This is a genomic window from Prevotella sp. P3-122 (genome assembly GCF_002251365.1).
Classification (GTDB): Bacteria; Bacteroidota; Bacteroidia; order Bacteroidales; family Bacteroidaceae; genus Prevotella.
Genome location: NZ_NPJH01000038.1, coordinates 21616 through 44191, shown reverse-complemented (window position 1 = coordinate 44191; position 22576 = coordinate 21616). Strand labels below are relative to the sequence as shown.

The 22576-nt window shown below is 46.7% G+C and carries 13 protein-coding genes and 1 tRNA gene; 6 read left to right on the top strand and 8 right to left on the bottom strand.

All coding sequences use genetic code 11. The features are described from left to right. Positions 1–70 precede the first annotated feature (70 nt). Entirely contained in the window at positions 71–5323 is a 5253-nt protein-coding gene (locus CIL02_RS07280) for a hypothetical protein (protein ID WP_141210155.1), read from the bottom strand. Positions 5324–5673: 350 nt separating this feature from the next. Between CIL02_RS07280 and CIL02_RS07275 the strand changes: the two genes are divergently transcribed. Continuing rightward, positions 5674–6189: a PD-(D/E)XK nuclease domain-containing protein gene (locus CIL02_RS07275; protein WP_240513570.1), complete on the top strand. Its 516-nt coding sequence runs from the start codon at positions 5674–5676 to the stop codon at positions 6187–6189. Positions 6190–6372: 183 nt separating this feature from the next. Here CIL02_RS07275 and asnB read toward each other — a convergent pair whose 3' ends face one another. The 3 genes from asnB to CIL02_RS07260 form a co-directional block, all read right to left on the bottom strand. Next, entirely contained in the window at positions 6373–8085 is a 1713-nt protein-coding gene (gene asnB, locus CIL02_RS07270) for an asparagine synthase B (protein ID WP_094400404.1), read from the bottom strand. A gap of 398 nt (positions 8086–8483) precedes the next feature. Next, positions 8484–9749, bottom strand: a complete 1266-nt coding sequence (locus tag CIL02_RS07265) for an ammonium transporter (protein ID WP_094400402.1) — start codon at positions 9747–9749, stop codon at positions 8484–8486. Between the two features lie 64 nt (positions 9750–9813). Continuing rightward, positions 9814–10170 carry a P-II family nitrogen regulator gene (locus tag CIL02_RS07260; RefSeq protein WP_094400400.1) on the bottom strand — a complete coding sequence of 119 codons (357 nt, stop codon included), beginning with the start codon at positions 10168–10170 and terminating at the stop codon, positions 9814–9816. Between the two features lie 327 nt (positions 10171–10497). Between CIL02_RS07260 and dapF the strand changes: the two genes are divergently transcribed. The 4 genes from dapF to CIL02_RS07240 all read left to right on the top strand — a co-directional run bounded on the left by dapF (position 10498) and on the right by CIL02_RS07240 (position 15706). After that, positions 10498–11373, top strand: coding sequence for a diaminopimelate epimerase (gene dapF / locus CIL02_RS07255; protein WP_094400398.1), 876 nt, complete (start codon positions 10498–10500; stop codon positions 11371–11373). A 16-nt stretch (positions 11374–11389) separates the two neighbouring features. Beyond that, positions 11390–12619 (top strand): LL-diaminopimelate aminotransferase, encoded by a 1230-nt coding sequence (locus tag CIL02_RS07250; protein WP_094400396.1) that lies wholly within the window; start codon positions 11390–11392, stop codon positions 12617–12619. 60 nt (positions 12620–12679) lie between these two features. Continuing rightward, positions 12680–13384 carry a hypothetical protein gene (locus CIL02_RS07245; RefSeq protein ID WP_094400394.1) on the top strand — a complete coding sequence of 235 codons (705 nt, stop codon included), beginning with the start codon at positions 12680–12682 and terminating at the stop codon, positions 13382–13384. Positions 13385–13516: 132 nt separating this feature from the next. Further along, positions 13517–15706 (top strand): glutamine synthetase III, encoded by a 2190-nt coding sequence (locus CIL02_RS07240; RefSeq protein ID WP_094400392.1) that lies wholly within the window; start codon positions 13517–13519, stop codon positions 15704–15706. A 201-nt stretch (positions 15707–15907) separates the two neighbouring features. Here the strand turns inward: CIL02_RS07240 and CIL02_RS07235 are convergent, their stop codons facing one another. Continuing rightward, the gene (locus tag CIL02_RS07235) at positions 15908–16996 is read right to left on the bottom strand and encodes a mannose-1-phosphate guanylyltransferase (protein ID WP_094400488.1); all 1089 of its coding nucleotides are present in this window, start codon (positions 16994–16996) and stop codon (positions 15908–15910) included. 138 nt (positions 16997–17134) lie between these two features. Here CIL02_RS07235 and CIL02_RS07230 point away from each other — a divergent pair. Continuing rightward, positions 17135–17216, top strand: a tRNA-Leu gene (locus CIL02_RS07230). A 397-nt stretch (positions 17217–17613) separates the two neighbouring features. Here CIL02_RS07230 and CIL02_RS07220 read toward each other — a convergent pair. The 3 genes from CIL02_RS07220 to CIL02_RS07210 form a co-directional block, all read right to left on the bottom strand. Then, positions 17614–17967, bottom strand: coding sequence for a hypothetical protein (locus CIL02_RS07220; protein ID WP_206073474.1), 354 nt, complete (start codon positions 17965–17967; stop codon positions 17614–17616). Between the two features lie 334 nt (positions 17968–18301). Beyond that, entirely contained in the window at positions 18302–20623 is a 2322-nt protein-coding gene (locus CIL02_RS07215) for an LlaJI family restriction endonuclease (RefSeq protein ID WP_094400386.1), read from the bottom strand. A 9-nt stretch (positions 20624–20632) separates the two neighbouring features. Continuing rightward, a complete protein-coding gene (locus CIL02_RS07210; protein WP_240513568.1) occupies positions 20633–22576 on the bottom strand; it encodes an AAA family ATPase in 1944 nt (647 codons plus the stop codon).

Here is a 22576-nt window from a genome sequence, read left to right as displayed (position 1 = left end):
AACACGCACAAAAAGGGCACCCACACGAAGTGAGTGCCCTTGATAAGAATATTACAGAAATCTGTTCCGTTTACTTAACGACAAACTTCTTGCCATTGATAATGTAAAGCTTACCAGGAGCGAGCTGCTTGAGGTCGCTTGCATCGGCGTTCTTCAGAACAGCCTTGCCGTCGATGGTGAAGACATTTACCTTCTCGTTCTTGCCGGCGAAGATGCCGTAGATGCCGCTGGCAGTAGTGATAGTCCACTCTATGTTGATGTCCTCAGCATATACCACGCTCTTGTCAAGATAGCCGTAAACGGTGTTGGCAGGGATGAAGAGCTTATAGGTGCCAACCTCGGTGATGTTGTCGTCAACAGGCAGAGTGATGGCGATAGTGTTGTTTGTCGGGTACATCTGGTTGATACGGCGGAAACCAATCACGGTCTCCTTACCATCCTTGTCGGTGAAGACAGCTGGATTCTCGTTGTAGGCATCCTGGTTGATTACAATACCTATGTTCGGGTCGATATCGTTGAAGGTAATGAATACCATACCGATTTCATCAACAACACCCGGTGTAGGAGTGATGGTCAGAGGCTCGCCCTTTATCTTCCAAGAGAAGCTGAGGTCCATGTCGAGGGTCTCCTGTGTAGTTGTGTTCACAACCACATATCCAGATGGGATAGTGAGGCTGTAAGTACCAACGGCAGTGTACTCCTCAGGCAGCGTGATGAGCAGGGTGTTAGTGCTCTTGTTGTCTATGTCGAGATTGTCGATGGTGAGCTGTACAGGATCTCCCGTGTTGTCGAAGAAGATCAGCGGAGTCTCCCTGACAGCAGCCCAGTTCCAGTCAACAACCTGATAGTCGCCGAATGTTACGGAAATCTGCTTCAGGCTCTCTACCTCAGCACCATTTGCCGGATTGACAGTCACGTCTATACCCTCTACATTCCAAGAGAATGTGAATTCTGTATTGGTATTGGTTTCATCGGTATAGTCATTGATACAACCGGCAGGTATGGTGAGCGTGTATGTACCACGCTTGCTACCATCTATTTCCTCGTTGTTCTCATCGAAGAGTATTACCGAGATAGCGTTATACGCCCCTTCATACTGATTTACAGCGTATGGAGTGATTTTGTGTGCAACACCATCCGGGTCGGTGAGTACCAACGGAGTCTCACCATCGTATGCTACACCATCTGAGGTATTGAAGTCTGGGAAGGTGACGGTGACACCCTCGAGAACCTTCACTGTAGAACCGTTCTCAGGAGTTACCTCAACAGCCCATGGCTTTACAACTGTCCAGGTGAAGACAAGGTCCTCGTTGATGATATTGCTCTGGTTATTGTATTCCCATACAGAGTTTGCAGGGATGGTAAGAGTATATGTACCTGGAGTTGTGCAGTCGATCTGTGTCCATGCATCGTCATTAGCCTCCAGCAATGCTATCCTAACGGCATTATACGCACCGTTATGGAACTCGGCGTTAGTCCACGACAGCTTATGCTCAACGCCATTGGGGTCGGTAAGAACCATAGGCTCATCGTATGCGTATTCGATACCGTTGCTTGGGTCGAAGTCGTTGAATGTCAGGACAACAGTTTCAAGAGAGGTTACCTTTGAACCGTTTGCCGGGTCGGATGTGACATTCCATGCAGAGCTGCCGCCTTCACCAGTTACGGTATAGTTGAACTTGATATCGGAGTCGGTAGCCACACCATTGAGCATAACGGCACCAGCAGGTATGACGAGCTTGTAGCTGCCTGCGGTTGTAATGTTCTCGCTGAGTGTCACCATCAGTTCCTCGTCACCATTCCAGTCATAGTCGTAGGTGCAAGCGTACTTGTTGCCATCGGCATCGATGACATAAGGAGCATTACTCTCATCAATAGCATTATTCCAGTAGGTATTTGTTAACGATGGGTCGTCAGCGAACGAGAGAACGAAGCTGCTAAGGCTGCTTACCTCACCCGGAGCTGGGTTGACGGTAACGTCGATTGTGTTTCCTGCCTCTATGGTATAGGTGAACGATACTGCCTTAGATGGCACATCTTCATCCAGTAATATAGTTCCTGCAGGGAAGTTCAGGACATAATCGCCAGGAGCAGTAAGGGCCTCGGAAAGCTTGAGCCATACCACACGTATGTCAGGATTATTCCAGTCGTAGGTAGCTTCTTCACTTGTCAGAGTCTTCACGCTTCCATCAGGCAATGTGATAGTAGGCATAATCTCGTATGACCATGCGCATGCCCCACACTCATTGAATGTTACATAGATATCCTTCAGGCTCTCAACGACACCAGGAGCTGGTGATGCAGTAGCATAAGTATCTGCCGTCTTGCCCTTGATAATATATGTTACACTGAATGCAGCGTTCAGATTATCCGGGTTGTCATTATAAGTAACAGCACCTGCTGGTATTGTCAGCACGTATGTACCCTCGTCGGTAAGAGTCTGCGGCATGGTACACTTCAGCTCGTTGTCTGCTGCACCAAATTCATAGTTCTTGATGTTGTGTGTCTCACCATTTGGCAGGGTGATAGTAGGAGCAACTGCAAATGTCCAGGCACATGTCTCATAGTCGTTGAATGTGAGTACAATCTCATTCAGGCTTTCCACATTGCCTGCTGCAGGAGTAACGGTAACGTTGGCAGGAGCTTCAGGAATAACCTCACCGTCAACAGTGAGTGAGAACGTTTCCTCGTGGTTGCTCTTTACGGCGAAGCCCTGAGCAGAGAGGTCGAGGTTGAAGACTCCCTCAGGAACATAAACCACGTATGTACCGGGAGCTGTAATCTCCTTGTCGAAGTTCACGATAATCTCCGTTGGAATATAGTCCCAGTTGTCCTCCTGGTCGGCAGGGACAACGGGTGTCATGCTCTTCTGTGTGGCAATGGTGTTGCGCAGCTTGTCCATGATGACAATCTTGCCCGTGCCTTCACCGATACCCTTGCTATATCCAAACTTGATGGAAGAAATCTTCTCTACCGTAGCGTCCTTGGCAGGCTCTACTACGCTGGCATAAGGCAGGTTGAACTTGGCGTCAACGTATACGCTTATGAATGAGTTGTCTTCCTCGCCGTTGTTGCCCTTCACTACAAGTCCTTCCGCATCCTTCACGAGCATGCTTACAGTGAAGTTGGTGTAAGTAGAGAGAACATAATCAGGTATCGTTAGGGTAACTGTCTTGTTGTCATTACTCATGGCAACATCACAGTTGTCTGTTTCACCAAAACCAAGTGCGACAAATGCCTGGTCTACAGTAACGGCATCGCTGAATGTAAAGCTGATAGTCTTGTCCTCAGCACTCTCAAGGCTGAAGTTTGCCTCGTTCTGGCTGTACAAGAGCTCGGCAGGCTCTACGAGAGTCACAGAGCTGTATTTGTACTCTTTTGTAGCGCCGGCAACTGTTATAGTCTGCTCGAATATCGGCGCTTCACCGTTGTTCTTTGCCGTAGCGTCGGTCCATCCCTTGAGAATTATGCCATACTGGTTGCCCTCGAAGAACTTGTAGTCGATTGGCACCCAGAATGTCCAGTGGCCCTCACCGTTCTTCTCCGTTGTGTCGTATACGGCCTTTACGGTCTCGCCAGTAGTAGTGTTTACCACCTGCCACTGCATGCAGCCGATAGCGTCGTCCATGCTGGTTGCTATCTTCACATCAGAGTCGGCGATGAGCTTCTCTATGCTCTCTGCTGTGATGAGGTCAATGGTGTTATCACCAGAAACCATCAACGCGCTTGTTACGGCAGCAACGGCAGCTGTGTGTCCGGCTGTTGTGTATGTTGCAGTAAAGTCGGCAGAGTGGTCAAGGCCGTCTGGTGTAGACAGACCTGTAAGGGTGAGCACCACTTGTGTGTCGGCATCACGGCTGAACTCCGGTACAGGTATAGTATATATAGTAGCGTTTGCCTCATCAGGGTCGGCCTCAGATGTAATCTGTGACATGGGAACGACAACCGTCTTAGCCTCGCCACCATCGGTATATGCAAACTGCACGCCTGCGAATGTAGCCTTGCCGTCACCGGTCTCGTTTGCCCAAAGCTCAATGCTCTTCACGTTGTCGATGGAGGCTCCACTGGCAGGAGTGAAGTCTACTGTCGTAGCGTACTCAACAGCCTTATATGTATAGTCAAAGCTGAAAGAACCTAACGATCCGACTCCGTCAGAGTATACGAAAGTACCATCGGCAGCCTTTACGCCCTTGACACTCAGAGTAATGGTATCATAAACCTTAAGGCTTGCAATGTTCATGGTAGCAGGTGTGCGCAGCTTTCCTCTCAGGTCGACAGCAAGGATGTTATCGCCAAAGAACTTAACTGGCAATACCTCCTCGTAGTATTCACCGTCGGACTCGATATCACCATACATGAGTTTCACTACAGGAGCGTTCTGGGTGTCGAGAGCACCGTCGAAGTGCAACTGTGCAAGGCCGTTGGCATAGTCGGCAGGCATCCAAGAGAGGAATGTGTCGAGGCCGTTGCCCGGGGTGTTGACTGTCTTGGTGAGCATGACTGGCTTTTCGGTAGCGATATACGAAATCTCGTCTACGCTATTCTCCACGCCGTTGAGCCAGATGGTATTGTCACCGCTTACAGCCTTCACACCGACCTTCACCTTAATAGTATCGCACGCATCGAGCTTGCCCTCATTGTAGAGCGCAATCAGCTGTGTCTTAGGCTCGATGGAGACGAATGCACCCTGTACATTAGCAGCAAGCGACTTAGTAGCCTTCAGCTCTGGAGTATCTGTGCCATGGCTGTAAACCTCCATTACGCAGCTTGTCACCTTGATGTCGTTGCGTGAATACTGAAGCGAGACAAGGCTTGAAGACGCTGTAAGGTTCTGTCCTTCTGCAGGTGTGACGCTGAGACGGGTCAGAGGCTTCTCCACAGTGGCTGCACCTGCACCATAGGTAACTTCGATGTTTGTGGTGTTCATCGGGAACGACTCATAGAAATAATAAGTTGTTCCTGCTTTAGTACCGTTAGAAATTGGCACCTTGAGCGTCCAAGGGCTACTACCGCTGTACCAGCTGTCCTGAGTGATGTCAGTAGAGTAGGCAGCATCTGAATAGACTTTCAAAAACATGTCCTTCAGACCGTCGAGCACCAACGCTGCATCATCGGTAGTGACATCCTCCGGTACGACGAACTTAGCGTAGAAAGCCTTCATCTGGGGCATGGTGAGTGTCTCACCAGCCTTGATTACGTAGGGGTCGTCTTGCGTTCCGCTGCCCTCAGCCTTGGCTCCACTCCACCCGAAGGTCAGGAGCAATGCCAGAAGCATAAGAGTGCGTGAAAGCAAACTCTCCTTAGAGTAATAAGTTTCTCTCATACTTGATAATTTTAATTGATATATGTTAATAAAAAAACAAAAAAATCTTGCATGTGACAAATCGGGTGCAAAATTAGTAAATTATTGGCAAACCATGATAAATAATTAGAAGAAAATCTCATTAACACGCTGAATTTACCACGATTATGGGATAATTCAGGCTCACGGAAAGTAATGCTGGCAATATTGGACCGATAATGGGGCAGTAGAAATTTTGTGGGGACAGGCACCTCTACCCACACCCACTCCAGCCCGTGAACATAACTGCAGCCAAGTGCTTTTTTAGGTTCATCAGAAATATGGAGTGACGCATTATAATATATTATTCTTGAAGCATATTATTAACAGAAGTGGGTGTATACACCTATCTGCTTGACAACTATCGAGACAACCATCTTGATGCAGACAGATACCGCCTTGGCAGTCTTGAGGAAAACATGGCATACGATAGTGACTTCAAGCCCTTCTTCCAGTATATAGCCGACAGCATATACACCTACGCCTCTCAGCGTGACCGGCAGAAGGGAGAGGCGTTCGTACACGGATACACTCTTGCCCTGACAAGCCAGTGCGGCTACTACCGCCCCATTTCGGAGCTCGACAACCAGGGAGGGTATGCAGACATCTTCCTCTGTCCGCTGCACGAGATATACCGCGACATGGAGCACTCGTACATCATAGAGCTAAAATACCTCAAGCCGCACGCCACTGACAACGAGGTGGCAGCGGCCGTCACACAGGCACGGCAGCAGGTGTGCAGATATGCCGACACGGTGAACGTGGAGAAGCACATTGCCCACACCACCCTACACAAGGTATACGTCGTTTACCGTGGAGTAGAAATGGTGGCATGCGAGGAAGTGTAGCATACCGGACATAATAAGAAAAGGAGACAAATGTTTCACCCCTGAAAGGGTTTTGGCTTATCATAACTCCCAATCATAACTCCCCCATCATAACTTCTTTCTAGCCTTCCTTTGCCTGCGAATGTTGAGTAATATATATATCACCAATGAATCTTATCCTTGAAAGGTGGTTATTTCCCCTCTCTATTGGAGAGGGGTGAGAGGTGAGGCTTCATGAACCCCAGCCACAGCCCGTCCGCTGGGCTCGTTCATATTCTGGAAAGCCTTGTCCCAGGCCAGTGCCTCGGCTGTCGAGCAGGCCACGCTCGGCACGCTCGGCACACTGCGTGCGGCACTGTCCGAAGGGAAATGCTCGGCAAAGATAGAGCGGTAGTAGTACTCCTCCTTGTTGCGAGGGGGATTGATTGGGAACCGTTCTGCGGCGTGGGCCATCTGCTCATCACTTACTGCCGATGCGGTAATCTCTTTCAGGGTATCTATCCACGAATAGCCAACTCCGTCGCTGAACTGTTCCTTCTGCCGCCATGCCACCTCAGCTGGCAACATACTGGCGAAGGCCTCGCGTACAATCTTCTTCTCCATGGTCTGTCCCGGACACATCTTGGCAGCTGGATTCAGACGCATCGCCACGTCAAGGAACTCCTTGTCGAGGAATGGCACACGTCCCTCAACACCCCATGCTGACAGGCTCTTGTTGGCACGGAGGCAGTCGTACATATACAGCTTGGACAGTTTTCTTACCGTTTCCTCATGGAACGCTTGTGGTGTTGGAGCCTTGTGGAAGTAGAGATAGCCTCCGAAAATCTCGTCAGCCCCCTCACCAGACAGCACCATCTTGATACCCATGCTCTTGATGACACGGGCAAGCAGGTACATAGGGGTGCTGGCCCTAACGGTTGTCACGTCGTATGTCTCAATGAAGTAAATGACATCACGGATAGCGTCAAGCCCCTCCTGAATGGTGTAGTTAATCTCGTGGTGTACGGTACCGATGTGATCAGCAACGAGCTTCGCCTTTGCCAGGTCGGGTGCACCCTTAAGTCCCACGGCAAAGGAGTGGAGGCGTGGCCACCAGGCCTTCGTCTGTCCGTCCTCCTCAATTCTATGCTCGGAAAATTTCTCTGCTATGGCCGATATCACAGATGAGTCGAGCCCACCGGAGAGCAGCACACCGTAAGGCACGTCGCTCATAAGCTGTCTCTTCACGGCATCCTCAAGTGCGTCGTGGACATCGGCCACCTCCGCCTTATTGTCTTTTACGCTGTCGTATTCAAACCAGTCACGTGTGTAGTACCTCTTCTGTCCCGGAGTACGGCTCCAGTAGTAATGTCCCGGCAAGAACGGCTCGTATCTGTCGCATTGCCCCTCAAGGGCTTTCAGCTCGCTTGCCACATACACCTTGCCATCAGCATCGTAGCCTATATATAAAGGTATTACGCCTATAGGGTCGCGGGCTATAAGAAAGGTGTCGCGCTCGGCGTCGTAGAGAGCAAAAGCGAAGATGCCGCTAAGCTGCTCTATCATCGCTGTGAGGTCTGCATCGGATGGCTCAGGAGTCTTGTCCATCATCTCACGGTAGAGGGCGAGTATCACCTCGCAGTCGCTACCCGTCTGGAACATATAGTCACCGGCAAACCTGGCCCGTATGTCCTTATGGTTGTAGATTTCTCCGTTGACTGCAAGCACCTGCTTCATGTCGGGAGAAAACAAAGGCTGTTTTCCCGACTCTGGGTCAACAATGCTCAATCTCTCATGGGCAAGTATTGCGGAGCCTCCGCAATAGATACCACTCCAATCAGGACCGCGGTGACGGATTTTCTGACTCATACGTAATGCCTTCTGACGCAGCTCTGGTGTCTGCGATGGGATGTTGAAGATAGATACTATTCCACACATGGTTGTTAAGTTTTAAAGCCTCACCCCCGACCCCTCTCCAAGAGAGAGGGGAGATGATATGTTTTGCAATTGTATATTTTATGGGTTATTAATGTCTGCATTTTTTTCAAAAGCCTTGTACCCTGCCCTAATAGAGAAAAGCCTGACTGTTAGCCCTAATAGAGAAAAGCCTCACCCCCGACCCCTCTCCAAGAGAGAGGGGAGATGATATGTTTTGCAATTGTATATTTTATGGGTTATTAATGTCTGCATTTTTTCAAAAGCCTTGTACCCTGCCCTAATAGAGAAAAGTCTGACTGTCAGCCCTAATAGAGAAAAGCCTAGTCCCCGACCCCTTACCATTAAGAGGTAACTATCTCCCCTCTCTCTTGGAGAGGGGCCGGGGGTGAGGCTTTTATTTAATTGAAGCAGCTCTCTCCATGCTCGTAGATGTCGAGGCCCTCCTCCTCAATACGCTTGTCGACACGCAGACCGGCAATCTTCTTGATACCGAAGAACAATACCACACCTGTCACTGCTGCCCATACATCGATGGCAAGAACTCCAAGACACTGTGCGCCGAAGAACCCGAAGCCACCACCATAGAATGTGCCGCCGTCTACAGCGAGCAGACCTGTCATCAGGGTACCGAAGATACCGCACACGCCATGTACGGAGCTGGCACCTACAGGGTCGTCGATATGGAGTTTGGAGTCGATAAACTCAATAGAGAACACCAATAGTATACCTGCGAGCAGGCCAATAATGGATGCTCCCAGAGGAGACACAAGGTCGCACCCTGCCGTTATGGCTACAAGTCCGGCAAGTACACCATTAAGGGTCAGCGAGAACGAAGGCTTGCCATACTTTATCCATGACGTAAACATTGTACCGATACCTCCGGCAGCGGCTGCAAGGTTGGTGGTTAGGAATACGTGGGAAATTGCCACACGGTTTACTTCGCCAGACGCAGCAAGCTGTGAGCCCGGGTTGAAGCCGAACCATCCAAACCAAAGGATGAATACGCCAAGGGCTGCTGTGAGAAGGTTGTGACCAGGTATGGCGCGGCTCTTGCCGTCCTTGCCATATTTGCCAAGGCGCGGGCCAAGGGCAATGGCACCAACGAATGCGAGTACACCACCAACAGAGTGCACAATGGCAGAACCGGCGAAGTCGTGGAATGCATAGCCGAAGGTATCCATCATGAAACTGCCTTCCTCACCGTTGCAAAGCCAGCCGCCACCCCATGTCCAATGTCCAGATACAGGATAGATGAGCAAAGAGATGAAAAGTGAGTAAATGCAATACATTGAGAACTTGGTACGCTCAGCCATGGCTCCTGATACGATTGTTGCGGAAGTTGCACAGAAAACAGTCTGGAAAATCAGGAAACCCTCGGTGGGAAGGCCAGCCGGATGCTCAAAGAACGAGATGTCGCCAAAGTGTGGAGCGCCGATAAATCCTGCTCCGTCACTGCCAAACATAAAACCGAAGCCAAGCAACCAGAACAGAATAGAGCCGAACATGAAGTCGACGAAGTTCTTGAACAAGATATTTGCCGTGTTCTTGCTACGTGTAAAACCTGCCTCGCACAGGGCAAAACCTGGCTGCATAAAAAACACCAACATTGCTGCAAGCAGCATCCATACGGTGTCTAACGATATACTTAAATCCTGGATTGTCATAATGGTGAAAATTTGTGTTTGTGTTGTTGTTTCTTAGGCCATAAGGCCAATGTGTTTCTGTCTCTTAACTTTCCTGCTCAGCATTATACAATGCAATGTCTCCACGCTCACCTGTCCTTATCCTGACTGTGTCCTCGACAGGGATTACAAAGATACGGCCATCGCCAATCTCTCCTGTTTGTGCAGCCTTCTGCACAGCCGAAACGGTCTTCTCTACATTCTTGTCGCGTACAACGATGTTGAGCAATACACGCTCAATAGTACTGGTGTCGTACATGACACCCCTGTAAATCCTGGCTTGCCGCATCTTACCCTCACCTCTTACATCATAATAAGAGAACCATTCGATGTCGGCCGCAAGCAAGGCCTCCTTGACATCTTCAAACTTGGTCTTTCGGATGATTGCTTCAATCTTCTTCATGTTTACCTCTCTTTTTGTTTTATTATTACTAAGTTATCTATCACTTTGCTATGTTTTGGCTGCAAAATTACTACATTTTGTAATTTCAAGCAATAGTTTATGCGCTTTTTGTTACATGTATTTTAGTTTAACTTTCATTTTGCAGGCTACTTGGCCAAAATATCTTTCTGTTTGTAAGCAATACCACTATCGTTTCTTTCATTTCGTAACCACGCTTAATTTTATTCTCTTTTTATTAGGGAAAATGTTTTGTGTGCGAACAAAATGATGTAACTTTGCAGCGAAATCATAACAAAAAGCAACATTCAATAAAGATATTCAGACAAAATGACACATACAGTCCACTTCACAAAGATGCACGGGGCAGGCAACGACTACATATACGTCTACACCTTATTATATAATATACCCGACCCCTCGCAGGCAGCCATTGCCTGGAGCGCGCCCCACACAGGCATCGGAAGTGACGGACTGGTTCTCATTGGCAAGCCGTCTGACGACATGAAGGCAGATTTCTCGATGAGGATATTCAATGCCGACGGCTCCGAGGCCATGATGTGCGGAAACGCCAGCAGATGCATAGGCAAATACCTATACGAGAAAGGACTCACAAGCTCCGACTGCATCCGACTCGAGACTCTGTCAGGAGTAAAAATACTCCGATTGCATCTGACGGAGACCAACGGCAAGAAAGCCGTAGAGTCAGTAACCGTAGACATGCTTGAGCCTGCCCTGAGAAACACAGAGCAGTTTGACGAGACAGTGGGAGAATGTCTGAAAGCTGACTTCCGCAGCTTCCGAGGCACATTCGTCTCTATGGGCAATCCTCACTACGTTATCTTCGTGGATGACATCGACACCATAGACATTGCCAAATACGGCAGCATACTGGAGCACTCCGCGGCATTTCCGCAACGATGCAACATAGAGTTTGCACAGGTAACGGCCCCAGACACCATACGTACCCGAGTATGGGAGAGAGGAAGCGGCATAACAATGGCCTGCGGTACTGGTGCCTGCGCCACGGCTGTTGCAGCAGCAGTGACAGGGAGGACACGCAGGCGTAGCAGCATCGTCATGGACGGAGGAACGCTCGAGATAGAATGGAACGAGAACGACAACCACGTATATATGACAGGGCCAGCCGCCTTCGCCTTTGAAGGTGACATAGAGCTGCCTAAGACAGAACATACAACCAAATAAAAGAAAAAAAAGAACTATGGCATTAGTAAACGAACATTTCCTAAAACTCTCAAACAATTACCTGTTTGCTGACATAGCAAAAAAGGTCAACGCCTTCAAGGTTTCAAAACCCGACAAGAAGGTTATCAGCCTTGGCATAGGCGACGTAACGCGCCCGCTATGCCCCGCGGTAATTGAGGCCATGCACAAGGCCGTCGACGAGATGTCGTCAAGTGCGAGCTTCAGGGGCTATGGTCCGGAGAGGGGATACGACTTCCTCCGCGAGGCCATCATCAAGAACGACTATGCGCCAAGAGGTATTCACCTCGACCCAAGCGAGATATTCGTCAACGACGGCGCGAAGAGCGACACCGGCAACATTCAGGAGATTGTACGCTGGGACAACTCCATCGGTGTCACAGACCCCATATATCCTGTATACATAGACTCAAACGTGATGATTGGCAGGGCAGGAGTCATGGACGAGACTGGAAAATGGAGCAATGTCACCTATTTCCCATGTACGGCAGAGAACAATTTTATACCACAACTGCCCGATCACCGCGTGGACATGATCTATCTGTGTTACCCCAACAACCCCACGGGCACTGTGCTCAGCAAGGAAGAGCTGCGAAAGTGGGTGAACTACGCCATCCGCAATGACGCCATAATATTCTACGACGCAGCATATGAGGCATACATCCAGGACCCAGACATACCGCATTCAATATACGAAATCAAAGGCGCGCGCAAGGTGGCCATAGAGTTCAGGAGCTACTCAAAGACTGCTGGTTTCACGGGTGTTCGATGCGGATATACCGTCATCCCGAAAGAACTGACAGCCATAACCATAGACGGTAGCCAGCGTGTAGAGCTCAACCATATCTGGGACCGCCGCCAGAGCACGAAGTTCAACGGTACAAGCTATATCAGCCAGAGGGCAGCAGAGGCCATATACACCCCGGAGGGAAAGCAGCAGATCAGGGAGACCATTGACTATTATATGAGGAATGCACGCCTGATGCGCAGTACACTCTCCAAACTCGGCTACAAGGTATACGGTGGAGAGAACGCGCCATACCTTTGGGTGAAGACTCCCGACAACCAGCCCAGCTGGAAATTCTTCGAGAAAATGCTCTACTCCCTTGGAGTGGTATGCACGCCTGGCGTGGGATTTGGTCCCAGCGGTGAGGGATATTTCCGACTAACAGCCTTCGGCAACCATGAGGATGTGGCCGAGGCCATGGACAGGATAACAAGACTTTGAAGCAGCATCATCGACACCCCTACAACTCATAAATCACAATTTCAACAACAACACAAGCACATGAAAAAGTTAAGAAGATTGAGTATGGTGGCACTGGCGATAATCGCCTCCACTACAGCCGCAAAGGCTCAGGACAACGTAGAGACAACCATTGGCGCAGATGTTGTAAATCAGTACATCTGGCGTGGTCAGGAATTGGGAAGCGTATCGCTGCAGCCGACACTTGGCGTAGCCTACAAGGGATTTTCACTTACTGCCTGGGGAAGTGTCGGACTCAGCGAGCCTTCCGATACCAAGGAGTTTGACATCACAGCCGCCTACAGCGTTGGAGGATTCAACTTTGGCGTTACGGACTATTGGTTTAACAGCCCATCAACACGCTACTTCCTCTACGACTCGCACAAGACGAGCCATGTATTTGAAGCCAACATAGGTTACGACTTCGGACCTGCTTCCGTACAGTGGTACACAAACTTTGCTGGTAACGACGGTGTGAACAAGGACGGTGACCGTGCATATTCCTCATACTTTGAGGTAAGCGCACCATTTACTCTTGGTGGTTGCGACTGGACAGCAACAGTAGGTGCAGTACCCTTCGCATCAAGCTTCTATGCCGACGCTAACGGCTTCGCTGTAACCAATGTCTCGCTGAAGGCAACTAAGGAGCTGAAGATTACCGAAACATTCTCTGTACCTGTATTTGCCGGCATCTCTGCAAACCCAAGCACAGAAAAGGCATTCTTCATCTTCGGTTTCTCACTGTAAAACAGAAAAAACAATTAATAACAGGATTAAAAATTAAACCCAAGCCAAACCAACAGATTAAAATACAAACTATCCCCCTTGCCTTCCGAGGCAAGGGGATAGGGGGAGGCTTATTAAAAAATTTAAACAACTATGGCAAATTTAAGATTTGAGGTTGTGGCAGAGGCTTTCAAGAAAAGGCCCCTCGACGTAATGGCACCAGTAGAGCGTCCTTCTGAGTATTTCGGAAAGAACGTGTTCAACCGTGCAAAAATGTACAAGTACCTTCCACGTGATGTCTATGAGAAACTCGTTGACGTTATCGACAACGGTGCTACTCTCGACCGCTCTATCGCTGACGCTGTTGCCAAAGGCATCAAGCAGTGGGCTGACGAGAATGGCGTTACACACTACACCCACTGGTTCCAGCCACTCACCGAGGGAACTGCAGAAAAGCACGACGCCTTCATAGAGCACGACGGCAAGGGAGGAATGATTGAGGAGTTTTCAGGAAAGTTGCTCGTACAGCAGGAGCCTGACGCATCAAGCTTCCCATCAGGTGGTATCCGCAACACTTTTGAGGCACGCGGTTACTCAGCATGGGATCCGACATCACCGATATTCATCATCGACGACACACTCTGCATACCGACAATCTTCATCTCCTACACTGGAGAGTCGCTCGACTACAAGGCACCGCTGTTGCGCGCATTGCACGCCGTAAGTGTTGCCGCCACCGAGGTTTGCCATTATTTCTATCCCGACGTAAAGAAGGTGCATAGCAATCTTGGATGGGAGCAGGAGTACTTCCTCGTTGACGAAAGCCTCTACTCGGCACGTCCAGACCTGGTACTGACCGGACGTACCCTCATGGGACACGACTCTGCAAAGAACCAGCAGATGGAGGACCACTACTTCGGAACTATTCCAGAGCGCGTACAGGCTTTCATGAAAGACCTTGAGATACAGGCTCTGGAGCTGGGCATCCCCTGCAAGACACGCCACAACGAGGTTGCCCCCAACCAGTTTGAGGTTGCTCCAATATTTGAGGAGACCAACCTTGCTGTAGACCACAACATGTTGCTCATGAGCCTCATGAAGAAGATTGCACGCAGGCACGGCTTCCGCGCCCTGCTTCACGAGAAGCCTTTCGACGGCATCAACGGCTCAGGCAAGCACAACAACTGGAGCCTCTCCACTGATACAGGCGTACTGCTCCACGGACCTGGCAAGACACCAGAGGAGACACTGCGCTTTGTAGTATTCATCGTCGAGACCCTCATGGGAGTATACCGTCACAACGGACTGCTCAAGGCTTCCATCATGAGCGCAACAAACGCACATCGACTAGGAGCCAACGAGGCACCTCCTGCAATCATCTCCTCGTTCCTCGGCAAGCAGCTCAGCGAATTGCTCGACCACATTGAGAAGGCCGACAAGAAAGACCTCTTCAACATGGCCGGAAAGCAGGGAATGAAACTTGACATTCCTGAAATCCCAGAGTTGATGATTGACAACACCGACCGTAACCGCACATCACCATTCGCCTTCACCGGCAATCGCTTCGAGTTCCGCGCAGTAGGTTCCGAGGCAAACTGCGCCAGCGCAATGATTGTTCTCAACACCGCTGTTGCAGAAGCCCTCACAGACTTCAAGACACGTGTGGACGCTCTCATAGCCAAGGGCGAGGACAAGACCAGCGCCATCATCGATATCATTCGTGAGGATATCAGCACATGCAAGCCTATCCACTTCGACGGCAATGGATATAGCGACGAATGGGTAGAAGAAGCTATGCGCAGAGGACTCGACTGCGAGAAGAGCTGCCCTGTAATTTTCGAGCGCTATCTCGATGACAGCAGTGTCAAGATGTTCGAGGACATGAACGTCATGAAGCGGAACGAGCTTGAGGCACGCAACGAGGTTAAATGGGAGACATATACCAAGAAGATACAGATAGAAGCCCGTGTAATGGGTGATCTGTCACTGAACCATATCATCCCTGTTGCTACCCACTACCAGAGCCAGCTCACAAAGAATGTCGAAGGTATGATGAGAATATTCGGAGAAGAGGAAGGAAAGGCCCTGACAGATCGTAACGTAAAGATAATCCGTGAGATAGCAGAGCGCACTCAGATTATAAAGACTGGTGTCGAGGAACTTGTTGCTGCACGCAAGGTGGCCAACAAGATCGAGAACGAGCATGACAAGGCTATTGCCTACCACGACACCGTTGAGCCAAAGATGGAGAAAATCCGCTATCAGATAGACAAGCTCGAGCTGGTTGTAGCAGACGAGCTGTGGACACTACCCAAGTATCGCGAGCTGCTGTTTATCAGATAGGCCTTTGAGCTGACAAGTTGACGAGCAGACAAGAATTGTCTTCGTGTTAACAAATGAACTAAGGCAATAAAACATTAACTTGTTTACTTGTCAACTTGTCAAATAAAGAAAAAAGACAATCTATTTCTTTTATTGGTTGTTTAAGTTTGCCGGGGCATCCACCTGTGAAGGTAGATGCCTCTTTTTTTATTGGAAAATTACTTATACATATTTTTCGCCCTTCCTCATCTGGATTTCGTTGACGAACTTCCTGACAAGGGCAGAAGAGTCTTCTTTCTTGCATATCAACAGCACGTTGTCCTCCTCGGCTACTATGAAGCCCTCGAGTCCGTTGATGACAGCAATTTTGCCCTTTGGCAGCTTAATGACATTATTCCTCGCGTCGTCAAGCATAACCTCAGAGTCTACTATGACATTGTCCCCGTCATTCTTCTGCATAGCCTCATATATGCTGTGCCAAGTGCCAAGGTCTGCCCAGCCAAAGTCACACTTCATCATATAGACATTCTCCGAACGTTCAAGAATAGCCTCGTCAGCAGAGAGGTTAGGGTACGAGGGGAAGTTCTCCATCATATACCTTGTCTCTGCCTCAACGCCGCTCAGTCCCTCTGCGGCATCAAAAGAACGTAGCACAGGAGGCAAGAACTTGGTGAAGCACTCTCGCAGATAACGGCAGTTTGCCAGAAACAAGCCTGTATTCCAATAGAACTCGCCGCTCTCCATAAACATCTTCGCAAACTCCCTTTCAGGCTTCTCTGTGAACGACTGCACCTTGTACACGTCGTGCTCCACAGGATCACCCATCTGTATATAACCATAGCCCGGCTCAGGCCTCGACGGCTTGACCCCCATGGTCAGCAGCCTGTCATGGTTCTCTACAAACTGCAAACCCTCAAGGACATTATCCCTGAACGCCTCCTCATTGACAACAATCTGGTCGGAAGGAGTCGCTATGATGCACGCCTGTGGATTCATGTTCTCTATCCTATGGTTAGCCCATGAGAGACTCGGCGCAGTATTCCTGTATATTGGCTCGGCCAATATATGGTCGTCAGCAATATCTGGCAACTGCTCGCGCACCAGCCCGGCATAGACTACATTGGTGCTTACGAAGATATTCTCCTTCGGCACGATGCCGACAAAACGGTCGTATGTCTGTTGAAGTTGCGTCCTTCCACTACCGAAAAAGTCAATAAACTGTTTCGGCTTATTCTCGCGGCTGCACGGCCACAGACGCTTGCCCTTGCCGCCAGCCAATATCACACAATAGTAGTTTCTGTTATTTGTCATCATATCAGATACAGATTAAGCATTCGGTTTTCGGCAACGAAAATACACATAAATAACGAAAGCACCAAGCTTTTTATATTTTTTTTCCTTAAATCTTTGCTAATTCGGAAAAAACACGTACCTTTGCACCCGTACTAAGCCCAGATGGCGGAATCGGTAGACGCGCTGGTCTCAAACACCAGTGGGGCAACCCGTGCCGGTTCGACCCCGGCTCTGGGTACGTTAAATTATTCAGAAGGTGTTGCAAATCAAGTATTTGCAACACTTTTTATTTTTACTGCGAGCAAAAAACGAGCAAAAAGCAACACTACACCCTTTTTTATGTAAAAATGGTGCAAGCGTAACACTACACCCACACCATAACCAAAAAATATAGTTTTGCTATTTATATAGCCTCATTTGCTGTTCTTATATAGGGTTCGCCAATAGGATTTCCATTTCATACACGTTTCATAGGTAGTGCCGTAACACTCTGCCCAATGTCTTATTGATGCTTCATCGGCATCAAATCCAATAAGCCCCCATGTAGTTCCTGCTCGGTGCTTCTGATCTGTCTCTTCGTCAACGGTAAACTCGCTGTGCATTTTTGCTGTAAACTCATCTTCCATGATGCTGAATCAATCGAAATTAAATTCTGGGACAATCCCTTTCCTGTCCATTTCGTCTAACTCCATCTTTATATGCCTTTCCTCATCGTTCTGGGGTGTACGTTCACCACTCCACAATTTGAGCCAGATTAAACCCGTATCAAGGTTTGGCGAATTGACGTACTCTTCATACGATGTATAGGTATTTCCTAATGGGTCTTTGAACATGACTTTGCAAAGGTAGTCATTTTTCCTGATCAACTTATCGCCATTCATTTTAGCCTTTTCTATCAACTTTTCTATCAACTTTTGATGCTTATCTATCAACCCATGGCGGTTTTCTGTCAACCTTTCACCCCGTTTCTGTGACGTTTTCTGTGACACATCTGTGACGTTTTCTGTGGCATTCACCTTTTCTGTGACGTTTACATTCACCTTATCTGCCTCTTCCGTTCTGTCATTCTCAACAACCTTTCGGCCAGATGCAGACTTGTAGTATGAGTCGATAAGTTGCTTTGCTTCATTGATGCTTATATAACCCTCGATATGCCGTTTGGCAGTATCAAGCAGATATTCAGAAGTCTGAAGTCTATCAACCTGTTGAAGCCCAATAGCAACCTTCCAAGCTTCGCTACGTTCACGCTTCTGTGGTTCGCCATGGCGTATGTATTAATCCAAGCCAAGAATCGAATATTTCTGTTCGTAGCTCATATGTTGTTTATTCCTCTTGCGTTTTATTATTTCTTTTGAACAATCTTGATAATGGTAATAGTTTTGGCGAATAACTATCACCACCTTTTGTTACAGAGCTGAAATCCAAATCTCCAAGATAATATTTCAAGCGAAGGTCAACTTGATATACAAGGTAAAGATCCTCATTTTTTTTCGTCACCACCATTGGTGCAGCACCTTGTGCTGGAATTAATTTTGGACCGACTCCGTCAAAGCCATAAATTACGAATTTGGAACTCTTGTTGTGAATTATCAAGTATTTAGCCTTTGTAAAACCTTCTACCAATTGAAGAACAGCTCCATCCATCTTGAGGGCTATTCCGACCTTTGAGGTATTCTGCAATTGCTCAATAGCTTGTTCATAGTGAGTCCCTTCTTTGGTAACCAGCAATGCCAATTCGTTAGAACCAGATGGCAGTGGTTCCAATGTTCCAACGTTCGGCAAATCTTCTACTTGTAACTCGGTGTCAAGTGCAAAAGGTTCACTTACATAAAAATGGCTTCGGATGTTTTTTAATACAGCCTCATTATCTGTCATCTCTTGCTCAATGGATGCTTGTCTGACATTGAGAGAATTCCAAATACTCTTGCTATTGTCATCGCACTTCATCAAAGCAAGAACTAAATAGTTCTTATTTGCTTTTGAACGATATAACTTGCCATTTAATTGACTAAAATTCTCTTTCAAGAAACGATAGCAATCCATACCATCACGAGGTTGAATTGTGCGGAATGTATAGAGTTGATTGAATGTGTCTTGTATCTTTTCCCTAAATTCCTTACGCACGTATTCTCTCCATGCCGCTTGTTTGCTCTTGTTTGCCCGACCATAGAGTGACACGATATAGAGGAAGTTTACATCGTAGTGACAAAGAAGCAATGTGTCACGGTCAAACAGTCTGTTTTCAAACTGTCGATTGAATTGTATTCCATTTGCTTGTGTTTCCAATTGTGCCTCGTCAAACGATAGGAACTTCTTTCCTTCTTTCTTATTTGGAATTCTGGCACTGATAAAGAAGTTTGGAATTGGATTATAACCCTCGGTCAATGAATCACGAAGCTGTGGCTGCTCACCATCATCATTGTCATCAAGGAATAAGTTCATATTCCATTGGATAACGTTCTTTGCATAGGTATATTGCTTGTAGATAGACTTATCTCCAAGTACTGTTGCATCATCCTTTGAACGCTTGTAGTATTTGCTGTCACCAATATAATATGTCAGTTCTGCTGGCAAATTTGATTGCTCTATCAGTCCTTGCCCAATAAACATGTGGTCAACTAACTTGCCATCACGTTGGTCTGTCAGTTCCTTTGGCAATTTTTGCTTATCCTCTCCACTTATCAGCGTATCAATCATTGCTTCAAAGATAAGATTAAAGTTCTTTGCCAATAAGAAGTCTTCAGCTTGTCTATTGATGGAAATTTTATACTCTCTATCAAAGAAAGCATAACATAAATCCCAAATTCGCAGAGCCTTATCTGAGAAATACTTGTATTTGATTTGTTTCAGACGACGGCATCCAAAATTCTTGTCAATATATGAGCGTTTTATTTTTTCAGGGCTAATCAGTTGATAGTGAATATTGATGTCAAAAGAAAAGCCATGTTCCTCTCGAATATAGTTTAATATGGAGAAAAAGATGACGAGCAATTCCTCATCAAAGTTCACCATTTTCTTTCTGTTGACAGGGTCTGAATATATGGGTTGACCTTTCAGAAAAATTGGATTTGTAGAGGTGATAGTCTTTTGCCACTGAATTTTATTGAATCCCGAGTGTATGTTCTTGGCAATAAATGTAAAGTAGTCTTGATTGTTCTTGTTGAAGTCTCGAAGTGCTATTATTACATCGAGCAAGGTGTTGTGCTTGACTTTCTTGCCACGACTTTCGCCTTGGTATTCTTTGGATTCTAGAATGTTGTCATCGTGAGTTTCCTTATAAACACTAATGGTTCTATATATCCAGATTGAAAGCGTAGAAAGGAATTCCTTATATTCCTTACAGCCTTCTTCTGTAAACTTCAACTTGATTGAGTCTGAATTGAAGTCAATGATATCTTGCGGAGTTGCACCGAAGATAGTATCTGCTACGTTTTCGTCATTGTGTTCACCAGTCAACACGACCTTGGGTAAAAAGAAAATGACATCCTTAGCAGTTTTGCTATAACAATATCCCACATACCCAAAGGCGTAGTTATCTTCCTTTACAGGTACAGACACTACATCTTTGAGTATTTCTCTAATCGAAAGCCCATCTTTTACGATGGCATCCAGATTATATGGATATCCTTCTATAAATAGCAGCATAACTACTTATTATATCTTTTCAACATTTAAATTCCAATCTTTTGGAATTGCATTTATTAGTCTAACCATAACGCCTTGTCCTCCCCAACCATTAGTGGAGACATATATATTTTCCCCATTGCATTGAATGATATTGACTCTTGGATTACGATCTGTCCGTGTGTCATATTCATCTTGTGTTTCAATGAAATGAGAAACAAATCTCCCAAGACTTTTCCACTTGTTTACCACCTCTGTAGCAGGCATTTCTGGATGTTGACTAATATACGCTTTTACCAGCTCCGTAGATAGAGACCTTTTTGCATATGAGCCACTACCATTTATAGAATATTTAGTATTATCTTTGCCATTTTCATCATCCTCAACATCAACGTCACTCTCTGACAATAGTTCCACATTAAGATGTTTCATCATGGAAAGGAGCATAACTGTACCATTCTCACCATAGAGGTCTGAGAATTTAACATCCTTATTGTCTTCTGTCTTGAAGATATCGCCATCGCCATCTTTACAAACGTCATTCCATAGATAGAACAAAACCTTGTTTAGCAATAGTTTCTTTGTTATAATTCCATCATATGGCTTTACAAAGAAATCGCCCAACATCTTGTCTTCGGAATTTGTGGACTCAAAGATTCTATTGTTCACTTCTTTTTGGAATGAAGTCCATGAGAACTGATTTCCGTTTATCTTAATTACCCAATCAGCATTCTTGTACTTAATTGGCTCATACTCCCAGTCCCATCTGCGTTTGAAGGCAGAGTCGATAGGGAACAAGCTTTGGTCGCTTGTATTCATCGTTGCATAGATATACAAGTTGGAAGGAAGGCAAAGTTCCCCATCCTTGATTCCTTCAGAATCACAACCAAGTACATCTTCAAGGTATGCTCGAATATCTGCATCAGCTTTTATCGTATATTCCGAAACTCCATTTTCGTCTCGATCAAGCAATTGAAAAAGGTCTCCAAATATTTGAGCACAATTACCTCGGTTTATCTCTTCTATTATCAGATAGACATTTTCGTTCGTTTGGTAAGCACGTACATAAGCCTTTATAAAGGTTTGAGGAACAAAGTCATATTGAATAACCTTATCAATGATGACTTCATCTTTTTTTGCTCCAGCTAAGTCATCATCCTCGTAATATTTGGCTTTAACCTTTCCATCATAACGATATTGTCTCTTCATTGTTGGCTTATAAGCTCCAACAAAAGTCGAAAAATCGCTATCAGGATGGAATGTTGTGCGGAAAATGTTTTCCTTGGGCACATTCAATGCTTTCAACTGTTCCTTAATGCGATGTGACTTTCCAGTACCTGGGGCACCATAGAAGATTTGCTGGCGAGAGTCTGACGTAGAAGTTTTATCAACCTCTTCATATCGGCTTTCTTTCCCGTCATCTTTGTACTCAAATGTGTTTGTGACCCACACATCAAAGATTCCATTATCTGCCTTCTTAATGTGAAGGTCAGAATAACCTCCTGCAAGATAATTACGAATTGTAAATTTTGCAGTCTTATGCTCTCCTTTATTATTTATGTAGGTAACATCCTCCAAAAGACCATTGAAATAGAAACGATTATCTATTTCGCCACTCTTTTTCATTACTTCTTTTCTTGAATTCCAAGTCTGGGTACGAGCTTCAACTTTAATTCCATCTATAGAAAAGAATGCATCCAACAAAGCCAATTGGTCGAAAACAAATGTCGAAGAAAACGGTTCTGTTCTATGAATAGAAGAATTGTCATACTTACGAGGCAAAATCGAGGCTATGAACAAAATGGCCTTTTGAAGGTTTTCTTTGTTGAACCTTACCGTGATTTGTTCTCCAGCATCGCGGAATAGCTCATAATGTTCATTGTCAAGAAACAAGTCGGTATTCTTGGCATCACCAGCATTCGGAGTTCGATAGCTTGCATTAGTGTCATTGATATGTTTTACAATTTCTTCCAT